At 71.9% G+C, this 21519-nt stretch carries 21 protein-coding genes and 1 tRNA gene; 18 read left to right on the top strand and 4 right to left on the bottom strand.

The genetic code is table 11. The features are described from left to right. Positions 1–460 precede the first annotated feature (460 nt). The 3 genes from HF519_RS11185 to HF519_RS11195 form a co-directional block, all read right to left on the bottom strand. A tRNA-Arg gene (locus HF519_RS11185) sits at positions 461–535 on the bottom strand. A 29-nt stretch (positions 536–564) separates the two neighbouring features. Then, positions 565–1278 (bottom strand): DUF305 domain-containing protein, encoded by a 714-nt coding sequence (locus HF519_RS11190; RefSeq protein ID WP_169412841.1) that lies wholly within the window; start codon positions 1276–1278, stop codon positions 565–567. 127 nt (positions 1279–1405) lie between these two features. Further along, entirely contained in the window at positions 1406–2170 is a 765-nt protein-coding gene (locus HF519_RS11195) for a thioredoxin-like domain-containing protein (protein WP_169412842.1), read from the bottom strand. Between the two features lie 133 nt (positions 2171–2303). On the opposite strand from HF519_RS11195, the gene argS reads away from it, so the two are divergent. The 10 genes from argS to HF519_RS11245 all read left to right on the top strand — a co-directional run bounded on the left by argS (position 2304) and on the right by HF519_RS11245 (position 14699). Then, complete coding sequence (gene argS, locus HF519_RS11200; RefSeq protein ID WP_169412843.1) at positions 2304–3959, top strand: arginine--tRNA ligase; 1656 nt, start codon at positions 2304–2306, stop codon at positions 3957–3959. Beyond that, positions 3956–5425 (top strand): diaminopimelate decarboxylase, encoded by a 1470-nt coding sequence (gene lysA / locus HF519_RS11205; RefSeq protein WP_169412844.1) that lies wholly within the window; start codon positions 3956–3958, stop codon positions 5423–5425. The genes argS and lysA overlap by 4 nt, the downstream gene beginning before the upstream one ends. 105 nt (positions 5426–5530) lie before the next feature. Then, positions 5531–6913, top strand: coding sequence for a homoserine dehydrogenase (locus tag HF519_RS11210; protein ID WP_169412845.1), 1383 nt, complete (start codon positions 5531–5533; stop codon positions 6911–6913). After that, positions 6910–8007, top strand: a complete 1098-nt coding sequence (gene thrC, locus HF519_RS11215) for a threonine synthase (RefSeq protein WP_169412846.1) — start codon at positions 6910–6912, stop codon at positions 8005–8007. The genes HF519_RS11210 and thrC overlap by 4 nt, the downstream gene beginning before the upstream one ends. Positions 8008–8017: 10 nt before the next feature. Continuing rightward, positions 8018–8929: a homoserine kinase gene (thrB, locus tag HF519_RS11220; protein WP_169412847.1), complete on the top strand. Its 912-nt coding sequence runs from the start codon at positions 8018–8020 to the stop codon at positions 8927–8929. A gap of 428 nt (positions 8930–9357) precedes the next feature. Further along, a complete protein-coding gene (gene rho, locus HF519_RS11225; protein WP_246243178.1) occupies positions 9358–11448 on the top strand; it encodes a transcription termination factor Rho in 2091 nt (696 codons plus the stop codon). A gap of 180 nt (positions 11449–11628) precedes the next feature. Beyond that, positions 11629–11853, top strand: a complete 225-nt coding sequence (gene rpmE, locus HF519_RS11230) for a 50S ribosomal protein L31 (RefSeq protein WP_169412849.1) — start codon at positions 11629–11631, stop codon at positions 11851–11853. A 119-nt stretch (positions 11854–11972) separates the two neighbouring features. Next, a complete protein-coding gene (prfA, locus tag HF519_RS11235; protein WP_169412850.1) occupies positions 11973–13082 on the top strand; it encodes a peptide chain release factor 1 in 1110 nt (369 codons plus the stop codon). Positions 13083–13110: 28 nt separating this feature from the next. After that, positions 13111–13986 carry a peptide chain release factor N(5)-glutamine methyltransferase gene (gene prmC, locus HF519_RS11240; protein ID WP_169412851.1) on the top strand — a complete coding sequence of 292 codons (876 nt, stop codon included), beginning with the start codon at positions 13111–13113 and terminating at the stop codon, positions 13984–13986. 53 nt (positions 13987–14039) lie between these two features. Continuing rightward, on the top strand, positions 14040–14699 hold the full coding sequence (locus HF519_RS11245) for an L-threonylcarbamoyladenylate synthase (protein WP_312860046.1): 660 nt from the start codon (positions 14040–14042) through the stop codon (positions 14697–14699). Between the two features lie 19 nt (positions 14700–14718). Here HF519_RS11245 and HF519_RS11250 read toward each other — a convergent pair whose 3' ends face one another. Beyond that, positions 14719–15417 carry a TetR/AcrR family transcriptional regulator gene (locus HF519_RS11250; protein WP_169412852.1) on the bottom strand — a complete coding sequence of 233 codons (699 nt, stop codon included), beginning with the start codon at positions 15415–15417 and terminating at the stop codon, positions 14719–14721. 136 nt (positions 15418–15553) lie between these two features. On the opposite strand from HF519_RS11250, the gene glyA reads away from it, so the two are divergent. From glyA to HF519_RS11290, 8 genes are all read left to right on the top strand, one after another. Beyond that, positions 15554–16834 carry a serine hydroxymethyltransferase gene (gene glyA, locus HF519_RS11255; protein WP_169412853.1) on the top strand — a complete coding sequence of 427 codons (1281 nt, stop codon included), beginning with the start codon at positions 15554–15556 and terminating at the stop codon, positions 16832–16834. A gap of 16 nt (positions 16835–16850) precedes the next feature. Then, entirely contained in the window at positions 16851–18014 is a 1164-nt protein-coding gene (locus tag HF519_RS11260) for a glycosyltransferase family 4 protein (RefSeq protein ID WP_312860047.1), read from the top strand. Further along, positions 18014–18460: a Cg1360 family ATP-synthase-associated protein gene (locus HF519_RS11265; protein ID WP_169412854.1), complete on the top strand. Its 447-nt coding sequence runs from the start codon at positions 18014–18016 to the stop codon at positions 18458–18460. Before HF519_RS11260 ends, HF519_RS11265 begins: the two co-directional genes overlap by 1 nt. A gap of 255 nt (positions 18461–18715) precedes the next feature. Continuing rightward, complete coding sequence (locus HF519_RS33275; protein WP_169412855.1) at positions 18716–18934, top strand: AtpZ/AtpI family protein; 219 nt, start codon at positions 18716–18718, stop codon at positions 18932–18934. 58 nt (positions 18935–18992) lie between these two features. Continuing rightward, on the top strand, positions 18993–19772 hold the full coding sequence (gene atpB, locus HF519_RS11275) for a F0F1 ATP synthase subunit A (protein ID WP_169412856.1): 780 nt from the start codon (positions 18993–18995) through the stop codon (positions 19770–19772). Positions 19773–19843: 71 nt separating this feature from the next. After that, positions 19844–20047, top strand: coding sequence for an ATP synthase F0 subunit C (gene atpE, locus HF519_RS11280; RefSeq protein WP_169412857.1), 204 nt, complete (start codon positions 19844–19846; stop codon positions 20045–20047). A 45-nt stretch (positions 20048–20092) separates the two neighbouring features. Next, complete coding sequence (locus tag HF519_RS11285; protein WP_211169869.1) at positions 20093–20656, top strand: F0F1 ATP synthase subunit B; 564 nt, start codon at positions 20093–20095, stop codon at positions 20654–20656. Continuing rightward, positions 20656–21486 (top strand): F0F1 ATP synthase subunit delta, encoded by an 831-nt coding sequence (locus HF519_RS11290; protein WP_169412858.1) that lies wholly within the window; start codon positions 20656–20658, stop codon positions 21484–21486. The genes HF519_RS11285 and HF519_RS11290 overlap by 1 nt, the downstream gene beginning before the upstream one ends. The last annotated feature ends 33 nt before the right edge of the window (positions 21487–21519 follow it).

A 21519-nucleotide genomic window follows, 5' to 3' on the forward strand; every position in this document is an offset into this window, starting at 1 on the left:
GCCCCGCCCGCCCCCCGGTGGTCTGGACCGTCATGCGAATCGAGCCCGACGTTCTCCTCGTCGTCTTCGGACCCGCCGGGGCTGCACTTCGCGGCCGAGGACCAGATCCGCAGGGCAACCCGCCGCTGCACCCGCCGTCGACGGGCTTGAAACGCAAACAAAGCGTGACAAGCGTCATAGCCCGGATCACTGCAGCGTCCCGGAGTGCCTGAGTAGCACCGCCCCAAATGAGCGGACGCCCCGGCTTCGAATAGTTGCGGCCCAGCGCCTGCTGCCGACGAGGTGCAGTCCGCCGACCAGCGATTTCAAGGCGTTCGTGGTCGTCGACCGGCTCCCGGCACGCGGTCGAGTCCGAGGCGTGGAGCGGTTCGTGGAATGAGTCGTTCCGTGAGGCATTCCACGGAAGCGCGTCAGAACCTGTTCACGGCCGCAACTCTGAGCGGTTCGTGCAGGTCAAGCGTGGTGCCCCCGGCAGGATTCGAACCTGCGCTCCCGCCTCCGGAGGGCGGTGCTCTATCCCCTGAGCTACGGGGGCCGTGCAATGAGGAAAGCCTAGCGCACGATCTACAGCGGCAGCGGCTGCCCCCCGCGCTGGGTCAGCAGCTGCATGAGGTATGTGGACTCCGCGCTCTGCGAGCTGAGCATCTGGGTGGCGAGATTGCGGACCACGGGCTGCTCGGCGTGCTGCGCCCCGTACTCCAGCATCGCGGCGCCGCCCTGGTGGTGGCGCAGCATGAGCTGAAGGAACAGGACGTCGAGGTCCCGGCCGGAGGCGGCCCGCAGGGCGCGCAGCTCCTCGGCGCTCGCCATCCCGGGCATCGTTGCGACGCCCTCACCGGCGGATGTCGTCGCGGCGTGGGAGTGGCCGGACGTTCCGGACATCCAGGCCATGTGCTGCCCGCCGACGGGCAGGGCCGATGCGCCCCACAGCTCGAGCCAGCCCTGCATGCGGCCGATCTGCGCGGTCTGGGTGGCCTCGATGTCGAAGGCGAGCTGGCGGAGGACCGGGTCGCCGCTGTGGTCGCGCTCCCACGAAGCCATCTGGACGGCCTGCTCGTGGTGCACGCTCATGTCCTGCGCGAACCCGACATCGACGGATCCGGCCGTGGGGGCGGCAGGCTCGGCGCTCGGCAGTCCGATGAGCAGGCCCGCCGCGGCGCCGAGCAGGAGCAGGGCGAGCACCCCGCCGAGCGCGACCAGCACCCGTTGCCACCTGGTCGCTCCGTGCCGGTCGCCGGGGCTCGTCGTGAGGGGGTCCGAATCGGTGGACGTGGGCATCCGACCATGATGCCCCGCCTGCCCGAGGTCCCCGTCCAGCTCGCTGGGGCGTTCGTCACGCACCGTCATGATGATCCCCTACCCGGCCTGCGTGGCGGCGGCGCCGCCGTCGGTCGATCCCCGGTCGTCAGCCGGCGCTGGGCTGCTGGCCGGCCTCCGGCACCGCGCCGGGGGCGTCCGGGGCGGGCGGCGGTGCGAACGCGGGCGGGTCGTCCTGCACGAAGTTGCCCGGGCCCATCTCGTTGCAGCTCGCACCCGGCTCGGGGTGGGCGTACTGGTTGCGGCGCAGCGCCTGCACGAACTGGTCGATCCGGATGTCGTTCGCGTCGGTCAGCTTGAGCTGGTGCCCCCAGGACTGCAGTGAGATCGGCTGGTCGAGGCCGGGGTAGGGCGACATGACCATGTACGGCTGGCCCTCCACCTTGGCCCGCAGCGTGGCCAGCGCGTCGCCGGTGACCTGGTCGGGGTTGTAGGCGATCCAGACCGCACCGTGCTCGAGGGAGTGCACCAGGTTCTCGCTGCGCACCGCCTGCGGGTAGACGACGCCGTTGCAGGCGGCCCAGGCGAACTCGTGGGCGCCGCCCATCGGTGGGTTGTGCGTGTAGGCGACCTGCTGCTCGGGTGTGACGTGCTGCCCGCCCTGGAAGCTGACGACCTCGACACCCTCGATCTGCCGCGCCGGATCCTGGTTCTGCGCGGTGGGGGTGAACGGGGCGAGCGCCTCGGTGCGCCGGCTGTTCTCCTGGTTGCGGAAGAACGCGTAACCGAAGACGGCCCCCGCGAACAGCACGACGACCAGGACGGCCGCGATCAGGCCCCACGGCGTGGACTTCTTGTTGACGACAGCGGCGCGTGCGTTGCGGACCGCCTTGCTGTTCTTGCCGCTGACCATGGACCGTCCCGTGTCGCGTCGACGCTGGAAAATTGGTGACGTTCGCGGCCATCACCCGGATGGCCCTAGCGGTGCCGAAGTGTAGGAGCGCCGCCTGAGAAGCTTCTGAGCAGCACCTCCTAGACTCGGTGAAGTGACTCCCGACGTGCTCGCCGACCTCGTACGTGTGGCCGCGCTGGACGTGCTGGCCGACCGAGGCCTGGACGTCGCGGCGCTGCCCGCCGATGTGAGTGTCGAGCGCCCCCGCAACCCCGAACACGGCGACTACGCGACCAACGTCGCTATGCGCACCGCGAAGAAGGCCGGCGTCGCCCCCCGCGACCTGGCCGGCTGGCTGGTCGAGGCGCTCGCCCAGCGGCCCGGTATCGCCGCGGCCGAGGTCGCCGGCCCCGGCTTCATCAACCTGCGACTGGCCGCCGACGCGCAGGGTGCGCTGGTCCGCGAGGTGCTCGCCGCCGGCGACGCCTACGGCACCGGCGACGAACTGGCCGGCCGCAACGTCAACCTCGAGTTCGTCTCGGCCAACCCGACCGGGCCGCTGCACCTGGGCGGCACCCGGTGGGCCGCGGTGGGCGACGCGCTCGGCCGGGTGCTGACCGCGCGCGGCGCCAAGGTCACCCGCGAGTACTACTTCAACGACGCGGGTGCGCAGATCGACCGCTTCGTGGCCTCGCTGGTCGCCGCCGCGAAGGGTGAGCCGGCCCCCGAGAACGGCTACGGCGGCGCGTACATCGGCGAGATCGCCGCCCAGGTCGTCGCGGCCGAACCCGGGGTCCTGGACCTGCCCGACACCGAGCGCGACGAGGCCTTCCGCCGGATCGGCGTCGGGCTCATGTTCGACGAGGTCAAGACGGCGCTGCACGAGTTCCGCACCGACTTCGACGTGTGGTTCCACGAGCAGTCGCTGCACGACTCGGGCGCGGTCGAGGCGGCGGTGAACCGGCTCAAGGAGTCCGGGAACCTGTACGAGGCCGACGGCGCGTGGTGGCTGCGCTCGACCGAGTTCGGCGACGACAAGGACCGAGTCGTCATCAAGAGCGACGGCCGCCCGGCCTACATCGCCGGTGACATCGCGTACTACCTCGACAAGCGGGCCCGCGGGTTCGACCTGTGCATCTACATGCTCGGCGCCGACCATCACGGCTACGTCGCCCGGCTGCGGGCCGCCGCGGCCGCCTTCGGTGACGATCCCGACACCGTCGAGGTGCTCATCGGCCAGCTGGTGAACCTGGTCAAGGACGGCCAGCCGGTCCGGATGAGCAAGCGGGCCGGCACCGTCGTGACGATGGACGACCTGGTCGGCACGGTCGGCGTCGACGCGGCCCGTTACTCGCTGATCCGCTCCTCGGTGGACTCCATGCTGGACGTCGACCTGGACCTGCTGGCCAAGCGCAGCAACGACAACCCGGTGTTCTACGTCCAGTACGCCCACGCCCGGCTGGCCTCGCTGGCCCGCAACGCCGCCGATCTCGGCGTCGAGGTCGGCGAGTCCCCGGACTTCGGGCTGCTCGACCACCCCCGCGAGGGCGACCTGATCCGCACCCTGGGCGAGTTCCCGGCCGTCGTCTCCTCGGCGGCGGAGCTGCGCGAGCCGCACCGGGTGGCTCGTTACCTGGAGTCGCTGGCCAGCGCGTACCACAAGTTCTACGACTCCTGCCGCGTGCTGCCGATGGGCGACGAGGAGGTCACCGACCTGCACCGGGCCCGGCTCGGGCTGTGTGTCGCGGCCCGTCAGGTGCTGGCCAATGGCCTGAACCTGCTGGGCGTGTCCGCCCCGGAGCGCATGTGAACGCGCACCCGGCCGGCCCGCTGCACGCCGGCGTCCAGGCGCCCCCGGAGACCGCGGGCCGCCGCCCGTCCACGCCCGCCGAGCTCGACGAGCTCGCCCGCGCGGTGTGGCCGCGCAACGCGGCGCGCAACGCCGAAGGCGTCATGGAGGTCGCCGGGGTCGACGTCCGGGAGCTGGCCGAGCGGTACGGCACCCCGCTGTTCGTGGTCGACGAGGACGACTTCCGCTCCCGCGCCGCCGAGTTCGCCGCGGCCTTCGGCCCGGAGTCGGTGCACTACGCCGCCAAGGCCTTCCTGAGCGTCGAGATCGCCCGCTGGGTGGACGACGAGGGCCTGTCCCTCGACGTGTGCAGCGGGGGAGAGCTCGCGGTCGCTCTGCGCGCGGGGTTCCCGCCGGAGCGGATCGCCTTCCACGGCAACAACAAGTCGGTCGCCGAGCTCGTGGACGCGGTCGAGGCCGGCGTGGGCCGGGTGGTGGTCGACTCGTTCCACGAGGTCGTCCGGCTCGACGCGATCGCCCGGGAGCGCGGGGTCGTCGTCCCGGTGATGATCCGGGTGACGGTCGGCGTCGAGGCGCACACCCACGAGTTCATCGCGACCGCGCACGAGGACCAGAAGTTCGGGTTCTCGATCGCCGGTGGACCGACCAGCGACGCCGCCGAGGCCGCCCGCCGGGTGCTCAAGGCCGACGGGCTGTCGCTGGTGGGGCTGCACAGCCACATCGGCAGCCAGATCTTCGACACGGAGGGCTTCGAGGTGGCGGCCCACCGGGTCGTCCGGCTGCTCGCCGATCTGCACCGCGAGCACGGCGCCGAGAAGCTCGCTGAACTGTGCACGCTCGACCTCGGCGGCGGCATCGGCATCGCCTACCGCGCCGAGGAGCAGCCGCTGTCGGTGGCCGAGCTGGCCAGGCAGCTGCGCGAGATCGTCGAGCGCGAGTGCCGCGCCGCCGGGCTGGACGTCCCCGTCATCGCCGTCGAGCCGGGCCGGGCCATCGCCGGGCCGGGCACAGTGACGCTCTACGAGGTGGGCACGCTCAAGGACGTCTCGCTGGACAGCGGGTCGCGGCGGTACGTGAGCGTCGACGGCGGGATGAGCGACAACATCCGCACGGCGCTCTACGACGCGGTGTACGACTGCCGGCTCGTCTCCCGGGCGTCGCTGACCGACACCTGGGACAACGCGGGCGGTTCCGGTGACCCGAGCGAGGTCTCCGCGCTGTCGCGGGTCGTCGGCAAGCACTGTGAGTCCGGCGACATCGTCGTCCGCGACTGCTGGCTGCCGGCCGACCTCGCTCCCGGCGATCTGCTCGCCGTCGCCGCGACCGGGGCGTACTGCTATTCGATGGCCAGCTCGTACAACCGGTTGCCGCGGCCCGCGGTGGTCGCGGTCCGCGACGGACAGGCCCGGCTGCTGCTGCGCCGGGAGACCGTCGACGACCAGTTCCGGCTCGAGGTGTCGGGGTGAACCGGGGCACCCTGTGCCCCGGATCGGCCCACGAGCAGTCATGATTCGTGCCCGGAGGTCCGGGACGGTCCGCACGCGGCCCTGTGCGCCGCTGGGAGGGTTTGAGTGAACGGGAACGGCCCGAGGGGCAACGGCACACCGATCCGGGTGGCGCTGCTCGGCTGCGGGACGGTCGGCGGCGAGGTGGTACGGCTGCTGAACGAGCAGGCCGACGAGCTCGCAGCGCGGATCGGCGCGCCGGTCGAGCTGGCCGGAGTGGCCGTGCGGCGCCCGCACAAGCACCCAGAGCTGCCCGAGGGGCTGCTCACCACCGACGCGGCGGCGCTGATCGGCCGGACCGACGTCGACGTGGTCGTCGAGGTGATCGGCGGCATCGAGCCGGCGCGCACGCTGCTGCTCGAGGCACTGAAGTCCGGCAAGTCCGTGGTGACCGCGAACAAGATGCTGCTGGCCGAGGACGGCGCCACGCTGGCCGAGGCCGCGGACGCGTCCGGGGCGGACCTGTACTACGAGGCGTCGGTGGCCGGCGCGATCCCGCTGCTGCGCCCACTGCGCGAGTCGCTCGCCGGCGACCGCATCACGCGGGTCGCCGGGATCGTCAACGGCACCACCAACTTCATCCTCTCCGCGATGACCGCCTCCGGTGCCGGGTACGCCGACGCGCTGGAGGAGGCCACCCGGCTGGGCTACGCCGAGGCCGACCCGAGCGCCGACGTGGACGGCTACGACGCCGCGTCCAAGGCCGCGATCCTCGCCTCGCTGGCCTTCCACACCCGGGTCACCGCCGCGGACGTGCACTGCGAGGGCATCCGCGGGGTCACCGCGGCCGACATCGCCGCCGCGGCCGCGCTGGACTGCACGATCAAGCTGCTGGCCATCTGCGAGCGGGTCCCGGGCGGCCCCCAGGGGGACCCGGAGTCGGTTTCGGCCCGCGTCTACCCGGCCATCATCCCGCGCAGTCACCCACTGGCCGCGGTCGACGGCGCCTTCAACGCGGTGTTCGTCGAGGCCGAAGCCGCCGGGCAGCTGATGTTCTACGGTCAGGGCGCCGGTGGTGCCCCGACCGCCAGTGCCGTCCTCGGCGACCTGGTTGCCGTGGCCCGCAACCTGGTGGTGGGCGGCCGCGGACCGCGCGAGTCGTCCTACGCGAGCCTGCCGGTGCGTCCGATGGGCGCGGTGTCCACGCGCTACCACGTCAGTCTCGAGGTGGCCGACCGCGCCGGTGTGCTGGCCTCGATCGCGGGGGAGTTCGCCCGTAAGGGCGTCAGCATCGCGGCGGTCCGGCAGACCGGAGGCGGGCAGATCCCGCTGAACGGGGAGTCCGAGGACGAGGCCCGGCTGGTCGTCGTCACGCACGGCGCGCCGGACGCCGCGCTGGCCGCGACCGTGGAGGCGTTGAGTGGGTTGGATGCGGTGCGAGGGGTCGACAGCGTGCTGAGGGTCGAGGATCTGGGTCGTTCGGTGAGCGCGCTGGGGGTGCCCGGATGAGCGCCGCAGCAGCATCAACGCCTGCCCGCACCGGCCTGCGCCGCTGGCCCGGGGTCATCGAGGCCTACCGGGACCGGATGCCGGTGCAGCCCGGCTGGACGATCGTCACCCTCGGTGAGGGCGGCACCCCGCTGCTACCCGCACCGCACCTGGCGGAAGCCACCGGCTGCGAGGTCTACCTCAAGGTCGACGGTGCCAACCCGACCGGCTCGTTCAAGGACCGTGGGATGACCATGGCGGTCACCGCGGCGCTGGCCGACGGCAAGCAGGGTGTGCTCTGCGCGTCCACCGGCAACACCTCGGCCTCGGCCGCCGCCTACGCCGCCCGCGCAGGCCTGACCTGCGCGGTTCTCGTCCCGCAGGGCAAGATCGCGTTGGGCAAGCTGGCCCAGGCCGTCGCGCACGGGGCCCGGATCCTGCAGATCGACGGCAACTTCGACGACTGCCTGGAACTCGCCCGCAAGACCGCGACCGACTACCCGGTGGCCGCGCTGGTCAACTCGGTGAACCCGACGCGGATCGCGGGGCAGGCCAGCGCCGCCTACGAGATCTGCGACGAGCTCGGCCGGGCACCCGACATCCACTGTCTGCCGGTCGGCAACGCCGGCAACATCACCGCCTACTGGAAGGGCTACCGCGGCTACCACGCCGACGGGCTCATCCCGGAGCTGCCACGGATGTTCGGGTTCCAGGCCGCCGGCGCGGCGCCGCTGGTGCACGGTGCGCCGGTCAAGCAGCCCGAGACCATCGCCACCGCCATCCGGATCGGCGCCCCGGCGTCGTGGACGGCCGCGGTGGCGGCCCGCGACGAGTCGAACGGGCAGTTCGCGGCGGTCACCGACGAGGAGATCCTGGCCGCGTACCGGATGCTGTCGGCCCAGGAGGCGGTGTTCGTCGAGCCCGCTTCGGCGGCCAGCGTCGCCGGTCTCCTGCAGTCGAGTGCGAACGGGACGCTGCCGCGCGGCTCCCTCGTGGTGTGCACCGTCACCGGGCACGGGCTCAAGGACCCCGACACCGCGCTGCTCACCGCCCCGGCGCCGACCGTGGTCCCGATCGACCCGGGGGCCGTCGCCGCCGCCCTCGAGCTCCAGTGACGGTCCGCTGATGGGGCGGCCGCGCGAGATCCGGATCCGGGTGCCGGCGTCGTCGGCGAACCTCGGACCGGGTTTCGACTCGCTCGGGCTCGCGCTGTCGCTCTACGACGAGATCGACGTCGCCGTGACCGCCGACGGGGTGCACGTGGAGGTGCTGGGCGAGGGCGCGGGACAGGTCCCCTGTGACGAATCCCATCTCGTCGTCCGTGCCATGCGCGCCGCGTGGGCGGTCCTGGGTGACGCGCCGTCCGGGCTGCGGCTGCGCTGCCGCAACGCCATCCCGCATTCCCGCGGTCTGGGCAGTTCGGCTGCCGCCGCGGTCGCCGGTTCGGTGGCCGCCGCCGTGCTCTCGGGACGGGACCCGGAACTGGACCGGCAGGCATTGCTGCAGGTCACGGCAGGTATGGAAGGCCACGCCGACAACGCGGCGGCCAGCCTGCTCGGCGGCTTCGTCATCGCGTGGGAGACTTCGCCGGGCTCCGGGAATAAGCCGGACCGTTTCGACGCTGTACGACTCGACACGCACCCGGGTATCCACCCGGTGGCGTTCGTCGCAGGGGTCGAGTCCTCCACCAAGACGACCCGCGGGCTGCTGCCCGATCGGGTGCCGCTGACCGACGCCGCGTTCACCGGGAGCCGCACGGCTCTGTCGGTGTTGGCGTTCACCCAGCGCCCCGACCTGCTGTTCGCGGCGACCGAGGACAGGCTGCACCAGGGTTACCGGCGTCCGGCGTATCCGGCGTCGGCCGACCTGGTCGACGCACTGCGCCATCGCGGCGTACCGGCTGCGATCTCCGGCGCGGGGCCCACCGTCCTGGCGCTGACCAGCGACGGAACCGTCCCCGACGGGATCGACACGCACGGCTTCACCGTCGTGCCGCTGCCCGTCGACCGGGTCGGCGCGCGCGTCGAGATCGGCTGATCCGGACCGCGCGATGCTCCGTCCGGCGCGTCGAACGGGGGGTTGTTGCCCGGACCCGGGGGAAGCGTCTACTCTCGGCACCGCACGGCGACCCACGCGTCATCCGCGTGGCCTCTCGAGCCGGAATCCGCACCTCGGCAGCACACTGGGCCAGCGGATCTGGTTCCGGACCGAGCGGCCTCTTCCCCGCGACCGTCGCAATGGTTGCCGCCCCCTGCAGTCGGGACGGTTGCCGATCACGCGGCCCCGTAGCCGATTTTCGTCCGGCGGACCGTTCGGGCGAGTGTGTGAATCCGCTGACCTGGGTAGATGACCCGGGTCGGTCAGGAAGGATCTTCGTGAGCGAGACTGATCTCGTCAGCACCGAGACCGCCGCAACCGATGCGGCCAACGGAACCCCTACCCGCCGTCGGGGTGGCCTGTCCGGAATGGTGCTGGCGGAGCTGCGCCAGCTTGCTGGTGAGCTGAACATCCCCGACACCACCGGGATGCGGAAGGGCGACCTGATCGCCGCCATCAAGGAGCGCCAGGCCGGCGGCTCGGCCGCTGCGTCTCCGTCGTCGCCGCCGGCGTCCTCCGCGGCGACCCCGCAGCTGTCGCTGCCCGAGAACGAGGCGGCCGCCACCCCCGTGACCAGCACGGATACCGCTGCGCCCGCCCCCACCACGACCACCCGTCGTCGTCGCACGGCCTCGCGCCCGGCCGGTGCGCCGAGCCCGCAGCCCACCACGGCCGACACCGGCCCGGCCGCGGCCCCGACCGAGAAGGCCCCCGAGCCCGCCGTCACCGAGACGGCGCCCGCCGCCTCCGTTCCGGAGAGCCCGGCGGCCGACCCCACCGCGACGACGGACGCGCCCGCGTCCGGCGAGACCGCCGCGCCTGCCGAGACCGAGACCGGTGGCCGGCGTCGTCAGACCCGCCGGGGCCGCAACGCCGACCGCGGTGCCGATCAGGCCGCCGACCAGGGCGTTGCCACCACCGAGACCGGTGCGGCGGCGAGTGCGCCCGCCGAGACGGCCGGCGCTGAGACCGTCGACGGCGGTGACCGGGGTCCCCGCGAGGGGCGGCGGTCCCGCCAGGACAACGACCGCGATGGCCGGGGCGACCGCGACGGCGGCGGCCGCGAGGGCGGTCGCAACAACCGCGGTGGTGACAACCGCGCCGACAGCCGCGGTGACCGTAACGATCGTGGCGACCGGGGCGGGAACGACCGCAACGACCGCAACGACCGCAACACCCGGGACAGCCGCGACGACGACTCCGAGGACGACGGCGACGGCCGCGGCCGCCGGGGCCGACGCTTCCGGGACCGCCGCCGGGGCCGCGACCGCGACCGTGCCGGCGGGGGTGCGAACAACGTCGACACCGAGGTGCGCGACGACGACGTGCTGCTGCCCGTGGCAGGCATCGTCGATATCCTCGACAACTACGCGTTCGTCCGGACCACCGGCTACCTGTCCGGCCCGACCGACGTCTACGTGTCGCTGTCGATGGTCCGCAAGTACGGTCTGCGCCGCGGTGACGCGATCACCGGTGCCGTCCGCCAGCCCCGCGAGGGCGAGCAGGCGCGGCAGAAGTTCAACCCGCTCGTGCGGGTGGACACGGTCAACGGCCGGGACCCGGAGTTCGCGCGGCAGCGTCCGGAGTTCACCAAGCTCACCCCGCTCTACCCCAACGAGCGGCTGCGCCTGGAGACCGAGCCCAGCAAGCTGACCACCCGGGTCATCGACCTGGTGATGCCGATCGGCAAGGGCCAGCGCGCGCTGATCGTCTCGCCGCCCAAGGCCGGTAAGACGATGGTGCTGCAGTCGATCGCCAACGCGATCACCACGAACAACCCGGAATGCCACCTCATGGTCGTGCTCGTCGACGAGCGGCCCGAGGAGGTCACCGACATGCAGCGGTCGGTGAAGGGCGAGGTCATCGCCTCCACGTTCGACCGGCCGCCGTCGGACCACACCACGGTCGCGGAGCTGGCCATCGAACGGGCGAAGCGACTGGTCGAGATGGGCCACGACGTGGTCGTGCTGCTCGACTCGATCACGCGTCTGGGCCGGGCCTACAACCTGGCGGCGCCCGCGTCGGGCCGGATCCTGTCCGGTGGTGTGGACTCCACGGCGCTCTACCCGCCGAAGCGGTTCCTCGGCGCGGCGCGCAACATCGAGGACGGCGGCTCGCTGACGATCTTCGCCACGGCGCTGGTCGAGACCGGGTCCACGATGGACACGGTGATCTTCGAGGAGTTCAAGGGCACCGGCAACGCCGAGCTCAAGCTGGACCGCAAGATCGCCGACAAGCGGGTCTTCCCCGCGATCGACGTCGACGCGTCCGGCACCCGCAAGGAGGAGCTGCTGCTCTCCCCGGACGAGCTCGCGGTCACGGTCAAGCTGCGCCGGGTGCTCGCCGCCCTGGACGACCAGCAGGCCATCGACCTGCTGCTCACCCAGCTCCGCAAGTCGCGCACCAACATCGAGTTCCTGATGCAGGTCGCGAAGTCCACGCCCGGTAGCGACGACTGAGTCGACCGATCGGTGCCGGCGGGGTGGTCACGGGCGCTGCCCGCGGCCGCTCCGCCGTCCGGGTCGCGGGAACACCGCGTCGACCCGGATGGTTGAATGGCACGTCATCCCGGCTCCGGTTCACCCAGGCGCAGCCATAGGCGCTGATGGGACCCGGCGGCCACGTCGAGAGGAAAACCCATGCGTTCGGGAATCCACCCCGAGTACGTCGACACCCAGGTCACGTGCGGTTGCGGGAACCAGTTCACCACCCGCAGCACGAAGGCCAGCGGCGCGATCACCGTTGAGGTCTGCTCCGCCTGCCACCCGTTCTACACCGGCAAGCAGAAGATCCTGGACTCCGGCGGTCGTGTCGCCCGGTTCGAGGCCCGCTACGGCAAGCGCGGTACCCGCTCCGGCAGCTAGCAGCACCGACGGCGCCCACCACCGATGCGTGGTGGGCGCCGTCCGTTTGTCCGGGCCCTTGTCCGGCAACGACTCCCACCGTGATTCCCCGCATGTCCCCGAGATCGGAACCAGAAGAGATGACCGCCTCCGCTGGGTCGTCGGCGTCGGCAGTGTCGGCAGGACCGGCAGGGTCGTCGTTGGATGCGCTGCTCGCCGAGCACGCCGACCTGGAGCTCATGCTCGCCGACCCGGCCGTGCACGCCGACGCCGCGAACGCCCGCAAGCTGGGCCGCCGCTACGCCGAGATCGGCCCCGTCGTGGCCGCCGCCCGCGAGCTCGCCGCCGCCCGCGACGACCAGGCCGCCGCCCGCGAGCTCGCCGCCGAGGACCCCGCGTTCGCCGCCGAGGCCGAGGAGCTGACGGGCCGTATCACCGCGCTCGAGGCCCGGCTGGCCGATCTGCTCGTCCCGCGTGACCCGCACGACGGCGACGACGTCGTGCTGGAGGTCAAGTCCGGGGAGGGCGGCGAGGAGTCCGCGCTGTTCGCCGGCGACCTGGTGCGCATGTACCTGCGCTATGCCGAGCGCCGCGGCTGGAAGACCGAGGTCCTCGACGCCGTGGAGTCGGATCTCGGCGGATACAAGGACATCACGGTCTCCGTGCGGTCCCGGGCCGCCGACCCCGACGGCGTCTGGTCGGCGCTGAAGTTCGAGGGTGGCGTGCACCGCGTGCAGCGGGTCCCCGTCACCGAGTCGCAGGGCCGCGTGCACACCTCCGCCGCCGGGGTCCTCGTCTACCCGGACACCGGAGAGGACGCGGCCGTCGAGATCGACGAGAACGATCTGCGCATCGACGTGTTCCGTTCCTCCGGGCACGGTGGGCAGAGCGTCAACACCACCGATTCGGCGGTCCGCATCACGCACCTGCCGACGGGCATCGTGGTCTCCTGCCAGAACGAGCGCTCCCAGCTGCAGAACCGGGCCAGGGCCATGGAGGTGCTGCGGTCCCGGCTGCAGGCACTCGCCGAGGAGGAGGCCGCGGCGAAGGCGTCGGACCAGCGGCGTTCGCAGGTGCGCACCGTCGACCGCTCGGAGCGGATCCGCACCTACAACTTCCCGGAGAACCGGATCTCCGATCACCGGGTCGGTTACAAGGCCTACAACCTGTCGTCCGTGCTGGACGGGGATCTGGACGACGTGCTCGCCGCGCTGGCCGCGGCCGACCGGGCGGAGTCGGTAGGCCGATGAGTCGCTCGTGGGCTCGGGAGCCGGCACGATGAACCGGCAGCCGCTGAGGGTCGCCGTCCTGGAGGCCGAGCGGATGCTGGCGGCCGCAGGGGTGGAGAGTCCCCGGGTCGACGCGGAGGTCCTCGCCGCGCACGTCCTCGGCGTGCAGCGCGGCCGGTTGATGATGGTGCCGCTGGTCGATCCACCCGTGGTGGAGGCCTACCGCAAGCTCGTGGTGCGCCGGGCCGCCCGGGAGCCGTTGCAGCACCTGCTCGGGACCGCCGTGCTCGGTCCGGCCGTGGTCGCGGTCGGACCCGGCGTGTTCACCCCGCGCCCCGAGACCGAGTTGCTGCTCGAGTGGGGCCTGGAGCGGATCGCCGACGTGCCCGCCCCCCTGGTCGTCGACCTGTGCACCGGGTCGGGGGCGCTCGCGCTGGCCATCGCGGCGAGCCGGCCGGACGCGCGGGTGCACGCCGTGGAGGCCGATCCGGGGGCGCTGAGCTGGGCGCGGCGCAACATCGAGTCGCACATCGAGGGCGGCGGCACCCCCGTCACGCTGCACGCCGCCGACGTGCGCTGGCCGGACCTGCTGGTCGAGCTGGAGTCCAAGGTCGATCTGGTGGTGTGCAACCCGCCCTACGTCCCCGACGGGACCCCGTTGCCACCCGAGGTGGCCGGGTGGGACCCGCCGGGCGCCGTCTTCGGCGGCCCGGACGGGCTGGAGATCATCCGGGCGGTGATCGCCGCGTCGGCCGGGCTGCTGCGCTACGGCGGCTGGCTGGGGATCGAGCACGACGACACCCACGGCGACGCCGTCCCGGGGCTGCTGCGGCGCCGCCGGGTGCTCACCGGCGTCGAGGGACACACGGACCTCGCCGGTCGGCCGCGGTTCGCGACCGCGCAACGGCGGCTGCCCCCCTCGTGAGCTACGGGTCGGGTGCGCGCCGCGCCGTCGGGTGCCGGTCGTAGGCTCCCGGCGTGACCCAGCCCAGCCCCCCGATCTTCGACTGTTCCGATCCGGACGCCCGGCTAGAGGGACTCGCCGCCGCCGCCCGCGCGGTGCGCGCCGGGCAACTCGTCGTGCTTCCCACCGACACCGTCTACGGCGTGGGTTGTGACGCGTTCTCCGGCGCCGCCGTCCGCTCGCTGCTCGCGGCGAAGGGCCGCGGCCCGGACATGCCGGTGCCGGTGCTCGTCGGCTCCTGGTCGACGATCGACGGCCTGGTGCTGGGCGTGCCCGCGGCCGCGCGCGAGCTGATCGAGGCGTTCTGGCCCGGCGGGCTCTCGCTGGTGCTGCCGCACGCTCCGTCGCTGGCCTGGGACCTCGGCTCGACCAAGGGCACCGTCATGCTGCGGATGCCGCTGCACCCGGTGGCCCTCGAACTGCTGCGCGAGTTCGGGCCAATGGCGGTGTCGAGCGCCAACAAGTCCGGCTCCCCGCCCGCCGCCAGCGCCCAGGACGCCATGGCACAGCTGGGTTCCTCGGTGTCGGTCTACCTCGACGGCGGGCCGTCGGGTGAGCCGGTGGCCTCCACGGTCGTCGACCTCACGGCCGACGAGCCGCGCGTCCTGCGCGAGGGCGCGGTCCCGGTGGCCGCGGTCGCCGAGGTCCTGGGTCGCGAGGTCCTGACCGTCTGAGCCGGAGTCCGCTCGACGCCTACGTCAGCCCGACCTCCGTCGCCAGCCGGTCGATGGTGTGGTCGAAGAACGCGGCGTGGTCGGTGACCACGTTGTGGGTGTGGCCGAACAGCTCGAAGCTGATCGTGCCGAACAGCGCCGACCACGCGAACACGGCCCGCGCCCCGAGGGACGAGGCCGGGTCGTCGGAGGCCAGCCCCAGGTCGTCCAGGAGCGTGGGGTCGAGCGTGGTGTCGGCGCCGGCCGGTCCGGCGCCGGGATCGACCTGCCCGGCGGCCACGCCGTCGGCCAGCACCCGGCTCAGCAGCGCGCCGACCCGGGCGGCCGGGGCGATCGTGGCCTCGGGAGCGGCGTAGCCGGGCACCGGCGAGCCGTAGACCAGCGCGTACTCGTGCGGGTGGGCCAGTGCCCAGTCCCGGGTGGCCCGACAGGCGGCCCGCCACCGGGCGCGCAGGTCGTCGCGCGGCTGCCCGGCCTCGGCCTCTTCGGCCGCCCGGCCCAGCGCGTCGTAGGCCTCGACGATCAGGGTGGTGAGCAGGTCGTCGCGACTGGGGAAGTAGCGATAGACCGCTGAGGAGGCCATGCCCAGCTCGCGGGCCACCGCGCGGAGCGAGAGTGCGGCGGCGCCGCTCGCGGCCAGGTGCCGGCGGGCGACCTCGGTGATCTCGCCGGTCAACTGGGCACGGACCCGGGCTCGGGCGTTCGCGGGGGCGGACATTTCGGTAGTCTGGCACGCTTCCGGAGCGGCGCCAACAGAGGAGAGCACCGCTCTGTCGAGGCTGCGGAGACGGTCCTCGTGGGCGTGATGAGGTCCCGTCCGTCGGTCCGGAACGCCGCAGGTAGCCTGGAGCACCGTGAGCACACCGTTCTGGGGCCCGGACTTCGACGCGTTGCAGCAGCAGGATCCCGAGATCGCGGGGGTCGTGCTGAACGAGCTCGACCGCCTGCGCGGCGGCCTGCAGCTGATCGCGAGCGAGAACCTGACCAGCCCGGCGGTGCTCGCGGCGCTCGGCTCGACGCTGTCCAACAAGTACGCCGAGGGCTACCCCGGCCGCCGCTACTACGGCGGATGCCAGGTCGTCGACGTCGCCGAGGAGATCGGCATCGCGCGCACCAAGGAGCTGTTCGGCGCGGAGCACGCCAACCTGCAGCCGCACTCCGGGGCGAGCGCCAACCTCGCCGCCTACGCGGCGTTCGCCAAGCCCGGCGACACGGTGCTGGCCATGGACCTCAAGCAGGGCGGCCACCTCACGCACGGCAGCAAGGTCAACTTCTCCGGGCAGTGGTTCAACGCGGTGTCCTACACCGTCCGCGAGGACTCCGAGCTGATCGACTACGACCAGGTTCGCGACCTGGCCCGGGAGCACCGGCCGAAGATCATCATCGCCGGCGCCACCGCGTACCCGCGGCTGATCGACTTCAAGGCGTTCCGGGAGATCGCCGACGAGGTCGGTGCGATCTTCATGGTCGACGCGGCGCACTTCATCGGTCTGGTGGCCGGGCAGGCGATCCCGTCGCCGGTGCCCTACGCCGACGTCGTCACCGCGACCACGCACAAGGTCCTGCGCGGCCCGCGCGGCGGGATGATCCTGTCCCGCGCGGAGCACGCCAAGGCGCTGGACAAGGCCGTTTTCCCGTTCTCCCAGGGTGGTCCGCTGATGCACTCCGTCGCGGCCAAGGCCGTCGCGATGAAGGAGGCGTCGACCCCCGAGTACCAGGCCTACGCCAACCAGGTCATCGCCAATGCGCAGGCGCTCGCCAAGAGCCTGGAGGCCGAGGGCATGCGGGCGGTGTCCGGCGGCACCGACACCCACCTGGCGCTGATCGACCTGCGGCCCGTCGGCGTCACCGGGAGCGAGGCCGAGGCCCGCAGCGACGCCGCGCGCATCACGCTGAACAAGAACGCGATCCCGTACGACCCCGCCCCGCCGATGAAGCCGTCGGGTATCCGGGTCGGGTCGCCGAGCGTGACGACGCAGGGCATGGTCGAGGCCGACATGGCCGAGATCGGGCGGCTGCTGGCGCGCGCGGTGAAGGCCGCGCAGGGCACCGCGGCCGGGGACGCCGAACTGGCAGACGTCGCCGAGGCGGTCTCCGCGCTCGTCGCCCGGGCCCCCGCCTACCCGCGGCCCTGACGGTTCGGGCGCCGCGGTGCGCACCCAGGCGCCCGTTCTCGGGCTGGGGTTGCCGATCCGGGAGTACCTGCTCGCCGGGTTGACCGCCGCGGTGATCACGTTCCTGCTCACCGGCCTCGTCCGGGTGCTGGCGCTGAAACTGGGCGCGGTGGCCTGGCCGCGGGGTCGTGACGTGCACGTCACCCCGACGCCGCGGTGGGGCGGGCTCGCGATGCTGGCCGGCGTGCTCGGCGGCATCGGCCTGGCCGCCCAGTTGCCGGCGCTGCGCCTGGCGTTCGACTACTCCTACGACGTGCCCGGCGTCGTGCTGGGCGCGGTGCTGCTCGTCGCCGTCGGCGTGCTCGACGACCGCTACGAACTCGACGCCGTCACCAAGCTGGCCGGACAGATCACCGCCGCCGGCGTGCTCGTGCTCTTCGGCGTGCAGTGGGCGGTGTTCTGGGTGCCGTGGGGCGGGGACGGCGCCGAGACCTCCGGGTCGTTGCTCATCCTCGGCCAGGAACAGGGCGTCCTGCTCACGGTGCTGCTCACCGTCGCGCTGGTCAACGCGATGAACTTCGTCGACGGCCTGGACGGCCTGGCGGCCGGCATCGGCCTGATCGCGGCCGCCGCGACCTGCGTCTTCGCGATCGGCCTGGTGAAGCAGAACGGCAACGACCCGTCGGCCTACTCGCCGGCGCTGATCGCCGCCGTGCTGGCGGGGGCCTGCCTCGGTTTCCTGCCGCACAACTTCAACCCGGCCCGCATCTTCATGGGCGACTCCGGCTCGATGCTCATCGGGGTCCTACTGGCCGCGGCCACGACGAGTGCGTCGGGGCGCATCTCGATCAGCACGACCACCGACGGCACGGACATCCTGGCGCTGTTCGCCCCCCTCATCGTGCTGGCGGCGGTGGTGTTCGTGCCGCTGCTGGACCTGTTGATGGCGGTGGTCCGGCGGACGTGGGCGGGGATGAGCCCGTTCTCGCCCGACAAGATGCACCTGCACCACCGGCTGCTGGAGATCGGGCACAGTCACCGGCGCGCGGTGCTGCTGATCTACCTCTGGGCGGGCGTGCTCGCGTTCGGTGCGGTGGCGCTGGCGCTGATCGACGACCCGTTCATCGTGTTGTGGGCGGTCGGGGTGGGGCTCGTCGTGGCCGTGCTCGCGTCCGCCGTCCCGAGAGCAAGGATCCGATGATGAGTACAGACGACGCTTCCCCGCCCGCCACCGATCCACCGCACGTCGCGACCGTGCTGCGGCTGGCGGGGGCCATGCAGCGCACTGCGCTGATCCTGGGTGTCGCCACGAGTGCGGTCGCGATCGTGGTGGCCGTCGTGCTGCGGGGCGGCCCCGGACTCGTGGGCGCCGTGATCGGTGCGGTCCTGGCCCTGCTCGCGGGCGCGGTGGGGACCTTCGTGATGCGGGGGACCGCCCGGACCAGCCCAGCGGGGGTGATGATCGGCGCGATGACCGCCTTCGCCGGAAAGATCGTCATCCTGCTGATCTTCCTGTTGATCTTCCGGGGCACGACCCTGTTCGACAACCAGACCTTCGCGTTCACCCTGCTGGCGGTGACCGCGGCCTGGATCGTCGGGGAGGTCGTGGGATTCGTCCGGGCCAAGGTCCCGGCGGTGGACCTGTGACCGGTGGGTCGGCGTTCCCGGCCGTCGCTCGTCGAATGCGACGAGCGATGCGGATGGTCACGCCCGATGCGTTACCGATGTCCGTGATGCCCGTCTCTTTGCGACCTGCGTCACGGTCCCTGGCGCCTTCTACAAGCGATAGAGCGACGTCGGCGGCGTATCGGGGTGGCGAACGGTGAGATCGCGCGGTGAATGGACGTCGTGCGAGGTCGTCCCTGGTAAGCGGTCCCTAACGTGCCTGATATGGTCCCCGTGATGGAGCCGGACCAGCCGCGTAACGGGGGTGGTCGTACACCACCGCCCGGCGAGGCCTGGACTGCTCTGTCCTACCTCCTGTCCGGCTTTCTGCTCTTCGGCGGAATCGGCTGGGGGTTGGACAAGCTGCTGGACACGCGGGTCTTCTTCTTGGTCGGGCTGCTGGCCGGGGGGGCTGCCTCGTTGTACTTGATTTATCTCAGGTACGTTAAGTCTTGATCGTCTCGATTCTGTCGACCCGGTTTAGCCCGGTCGGCGGAACCGGAAGGAGCATTGGGTGACCACGTTGGCCACCGCCCCAGCCCCGGGCTTCGAAGCTCCGGGAGTCGCGGACTTCGACCTGCCGCCGATCTTCGGCCCGGTCACGAAGCCGGTCGTTCAGCTAGTGCTCGCCGCGATCATCATCTACGTGGCGTTCCGCTACTCCGTCCGCAAGCCCGCGCTGGTGCCGAGCAAGTCCCAGTTCCTGGGCGAGTCGTTCCACGGGATCGTGCGTAACAGCATCGCGCGGGACATGATCGGCCCGGAGTTCCTGAAGTACGTGCCGTTCCTGACCACGCTGTTCGCCTTCCTCTTGGTGAACAACCTGTTCGGGATCATTCCGCTGTTCCAGTTCCCGACGTTCTCCCATCCGGGCGTGCCGTACGCGCTCGCCGCGATGGTGTGGTTGATCTTCACCTACGTCGGCATCAGGCACCACGGCTTCCTGGGTTACCTCCGGACCTCCACCTGGCCGCCGGACGTGCCGTGGTGGGTGCGGATCATCCTGACCCCCATCGAGTTCATCTCGAACATCCTGCTGCGCCCGGTCACCCTGTCGCTGCGGTTGTTCGGCAACATGTTCGCCGGCCACCTGCTGCTGCTGGTGTTCATTCTCGGTGGCGAGTACATGCTGTTCACCGCCGACTCGATCCTGCTGAAGGTGCTGTCCCCCTTCGCCTTCGGGATGGGCATCGTCTTCACGTTCTTCGAGGCCTTCGTCCAGGTGGTGCAGGCCTACATCTTCGTCATGCTGACGGCGTCGTACATCGGCACCGTGCTCGCCGACGACCACTAGGTCGTCCCGCTCCAGACCTCCCGAGGGCCGCGAAACGTACCGCGGACCGGATCGAAAGGAAAAGAACGACAATGACCGGAAGCCTGAACGTCGTCGGGTACGGCCTGTCCGCCATCGGCCCGGGTATCGGCGTGGGCATCGTCTTCGCCGCGTTCATCAACGGCGTGGCCCGTCAGCCGGAGGCCCGCGGCCAGCTGCAGGGCATCGCGTTCATCGGCTTCGCGCTGTCCGAGGCGCTGGCCATTCTGGGCCTGGTGCTCGCGTTCGTCCTCTGAGCCTGAGCCATCCGCAGCGTCACAGGTGAGGCGGAGGAGCACACCATGACCATCGTTCTCGCGGCGGAGGAACTGAACCCCCTCGTACCGCACCCGATCGAGATCGTCGTCGGCACGATCGCCTTCCTGCTGCTGTTCTACGTCCTGAAGCGAACGGTCTTCCCGCAGTTCGAGAAGGTCTACGCCGAGCGCACCGACAAGATCGAGGGTGGGCTCAAGCGGGCGGAGGAGGCGCAGGAGGAGGCGAACCGCCTGCGCCAGCAGTACGAGGAGCAGCTGGCCGGCCTGCGTGCCGAGGCCGCCCGCATCCGCGACGAGGCCCGTGCCGAGGGGCAGCAGATCAAGGCAGAGCTGCGTGCCCAGGCCGAGGAGGAGGCGGAGCGCATCCGCCAGCGTGGCCTCGAGCAGCTCAATGCCGCGCGTGAGCAGACCGTGCGCACACTGCGTGCCGAGGTCGGCGGACTGGCGGTCCAGCTGGCCGAGCGCATCATCCGCACCGAGTTGTCGGACGACGCGCGGCGCGCGGCCACCGTCGACGACTTCCTGTCCGAGCTCGACGGTCTCGCGCAGCGGCGGGAGACCAGCCCGACCGCGGGTGGGTCGAGCTGATGGCGGTCGTCTTCGCGGCCACCAGCCGGGAGTCACTGACCGAGGTCCGCGCCCGGCTGGACGCCTACCTCGACCAGGCATCGGCCGCGGACCTGGAGCGGCTCGGCCAGGAGCTGTTCGCCGTCACCCGGCTGTTGCAGGACACGGCGTCGCTGCGCCGCCACCTGGCCGATCCGGCGGTGCCGGAGTCGGTCCGGACCGGCCTGGTCCAGCGTCTGCTGGGCGGCAAGGTGGCCCAGCAGACGCTGGACCTCGTGTCCGCCGTCGTCGGCGCGCGCTGGTCGCGGTCGATCGACATGGTCGACGCGCTCGAGGACCTGGCTCGCCGTGCCACCCTTGCGGTCGCGGAGAAGAACGGCACCCTCGACGACGTCGAGGATGAGCTGTTCCGCTTCGGCCGCATCCTCAACCGCGAGCCCGAGCTGGCGATCCTGCTCGCCGACCCGTCGCAGCCGGCGGACAAGAAGGCCGAGCTGCTCGACCGGATCCTGGCGGGCAAGGTCTCGCCGGTGACCGCGACGCTGCTGCGCGAGACCGTCCGGTCCCCGCGTGGACGGCAGCTGGACGTCGCCGCGGAGGAGCTCGCCGAGATCGCCGCCGCCGTCCGGGACCGTTCGGTGGCCAAGGTGGCCACGCCGGTTGCGCTGACGTTCGCGCAGCAGCAGCGGCTGACGGATGTGCTGACCCGCATGTACGGGCGGCCGATCGCGCTGCAGATCGAGCTGGACGAGGGCCTGCTGGGCGGGCTGACGGTCCAGGTCGGCAACGAGGTCATCAACGGCAGCGTGGCGGGCAAGCTGGAAGAGGCCCGGCGGCGGCTGCCGCACTGAATCATCATGCCGGCGCGGGTCTCGGCGAGACGT

It is taken from the genome of Pseudonocardia bannensis (assembly GCF_012911875.1).
Lineage (GTDB): Bacteria > Actinomycetota > Actinomycetes > Mycobacteriales > Pseudonocardiaceae > Pseudonocardia > Pseudonocardia bannensis.

Excerpts from the sequence above, each read along its gene's own strand:
- prfA (WP_169412850.1), top strand. The coding sequence starts at position 11,973 with ATGACCGCCTCCGCTGGGTCGTCGGCGTCGGCAGTGTCGGCAGGACCG.
- HF519_RS11290 (WP_169412858.1), top strand. The coding sequence starts at position 20,656 with ATGGCGGTCGTCTTCGCGGCCACCAGCCGGGAGTCACTGACCGAGGTC.
- thrC (WP_169412846.1), top strand. The coding sequence starts at position 6,910 with ATGAGCGCCGCAGCAGCATCAACGCCTGCCCGCACCGGCCTGCGCCGC.
- rpmE (WP_169412849.1), top strand. The coding sequence starts at position 11,629 with ATGCGTTCGGGAATCCACCCCGAGTACGTCGACACCCAGGTCACGTGC.
- HF519_RS11265 (WP_169412854.1), top strand. The coding sequence starts at position 18,014 with ATGAGTACAGACGACGCTTCCCCGCCCGCCACCGATCCACCGCACGTC.
- HF519_RS33275 (WP_169412855.1), top strand. The coding sequence starts at position 18,716 with ATGGAGCCGGACCAGCCGCGTAACGGGGGTGGTCGTACACCACCGCCC.
- HF519_RS11285 (WP_211169869.1), top strand. The coding sequence starts at position 20,093 with ATGACCATCGTTCTCGCGGCGGAGGAACTGAACCCCCTCGTACCGCAC.
- atpE (WP_169412857.1), top strand. The coding sequence starts at position 19,844 with ATGACCGGAAGCCTGAACGTCGTCGGGTACGGCCTGTCCGCCATCGGC.
- thrB (WP_169412847.1), top strand. The coding sequence starts at position 8,018 with ATGGGGCGGCCGCGCGAGATCCGGATCCGGGTGCCGGCGTCGTCGGCG.
- HF519_RS11190 (WP_169412841.1), bottom strand. The coding sequence starts at position 1,278 with ATGCCCACGTCCACCGATTCGGACCCCCTCACGACGAGCCCCGGCGAC.
- HF519_RS11195 (WP_169412842.1), bottom strand. The coding sequence starts at position 2,170 with ATGGTCAGCGGCAAGAACAGCAAGGCGGTCCGCAACGCACGCGCCGCT.
- HF519_RS11250 (WP_169412852.1), bottom strand. The coding sequence starts at position 15,417 with ATGTCCGCCCCCGCGAACGCCCGAGCCCGGGTCCGTGCCCAGTTGACC.
- rho (WP_246243178.1), top strand. The coding sequence starts at position 9,358 with ATGGTGCTGGCGGAGCTGCGCCAGCTTGCTGGTGAGCTGAACATCCCC.
- prmC (WP_169412851.1), top strand. The coding sequence starts at position 13,111 with ATGAACCGGCAGCCGCTGAGGGTCGCCGTCCTGGAGGCCGAGCGGATG.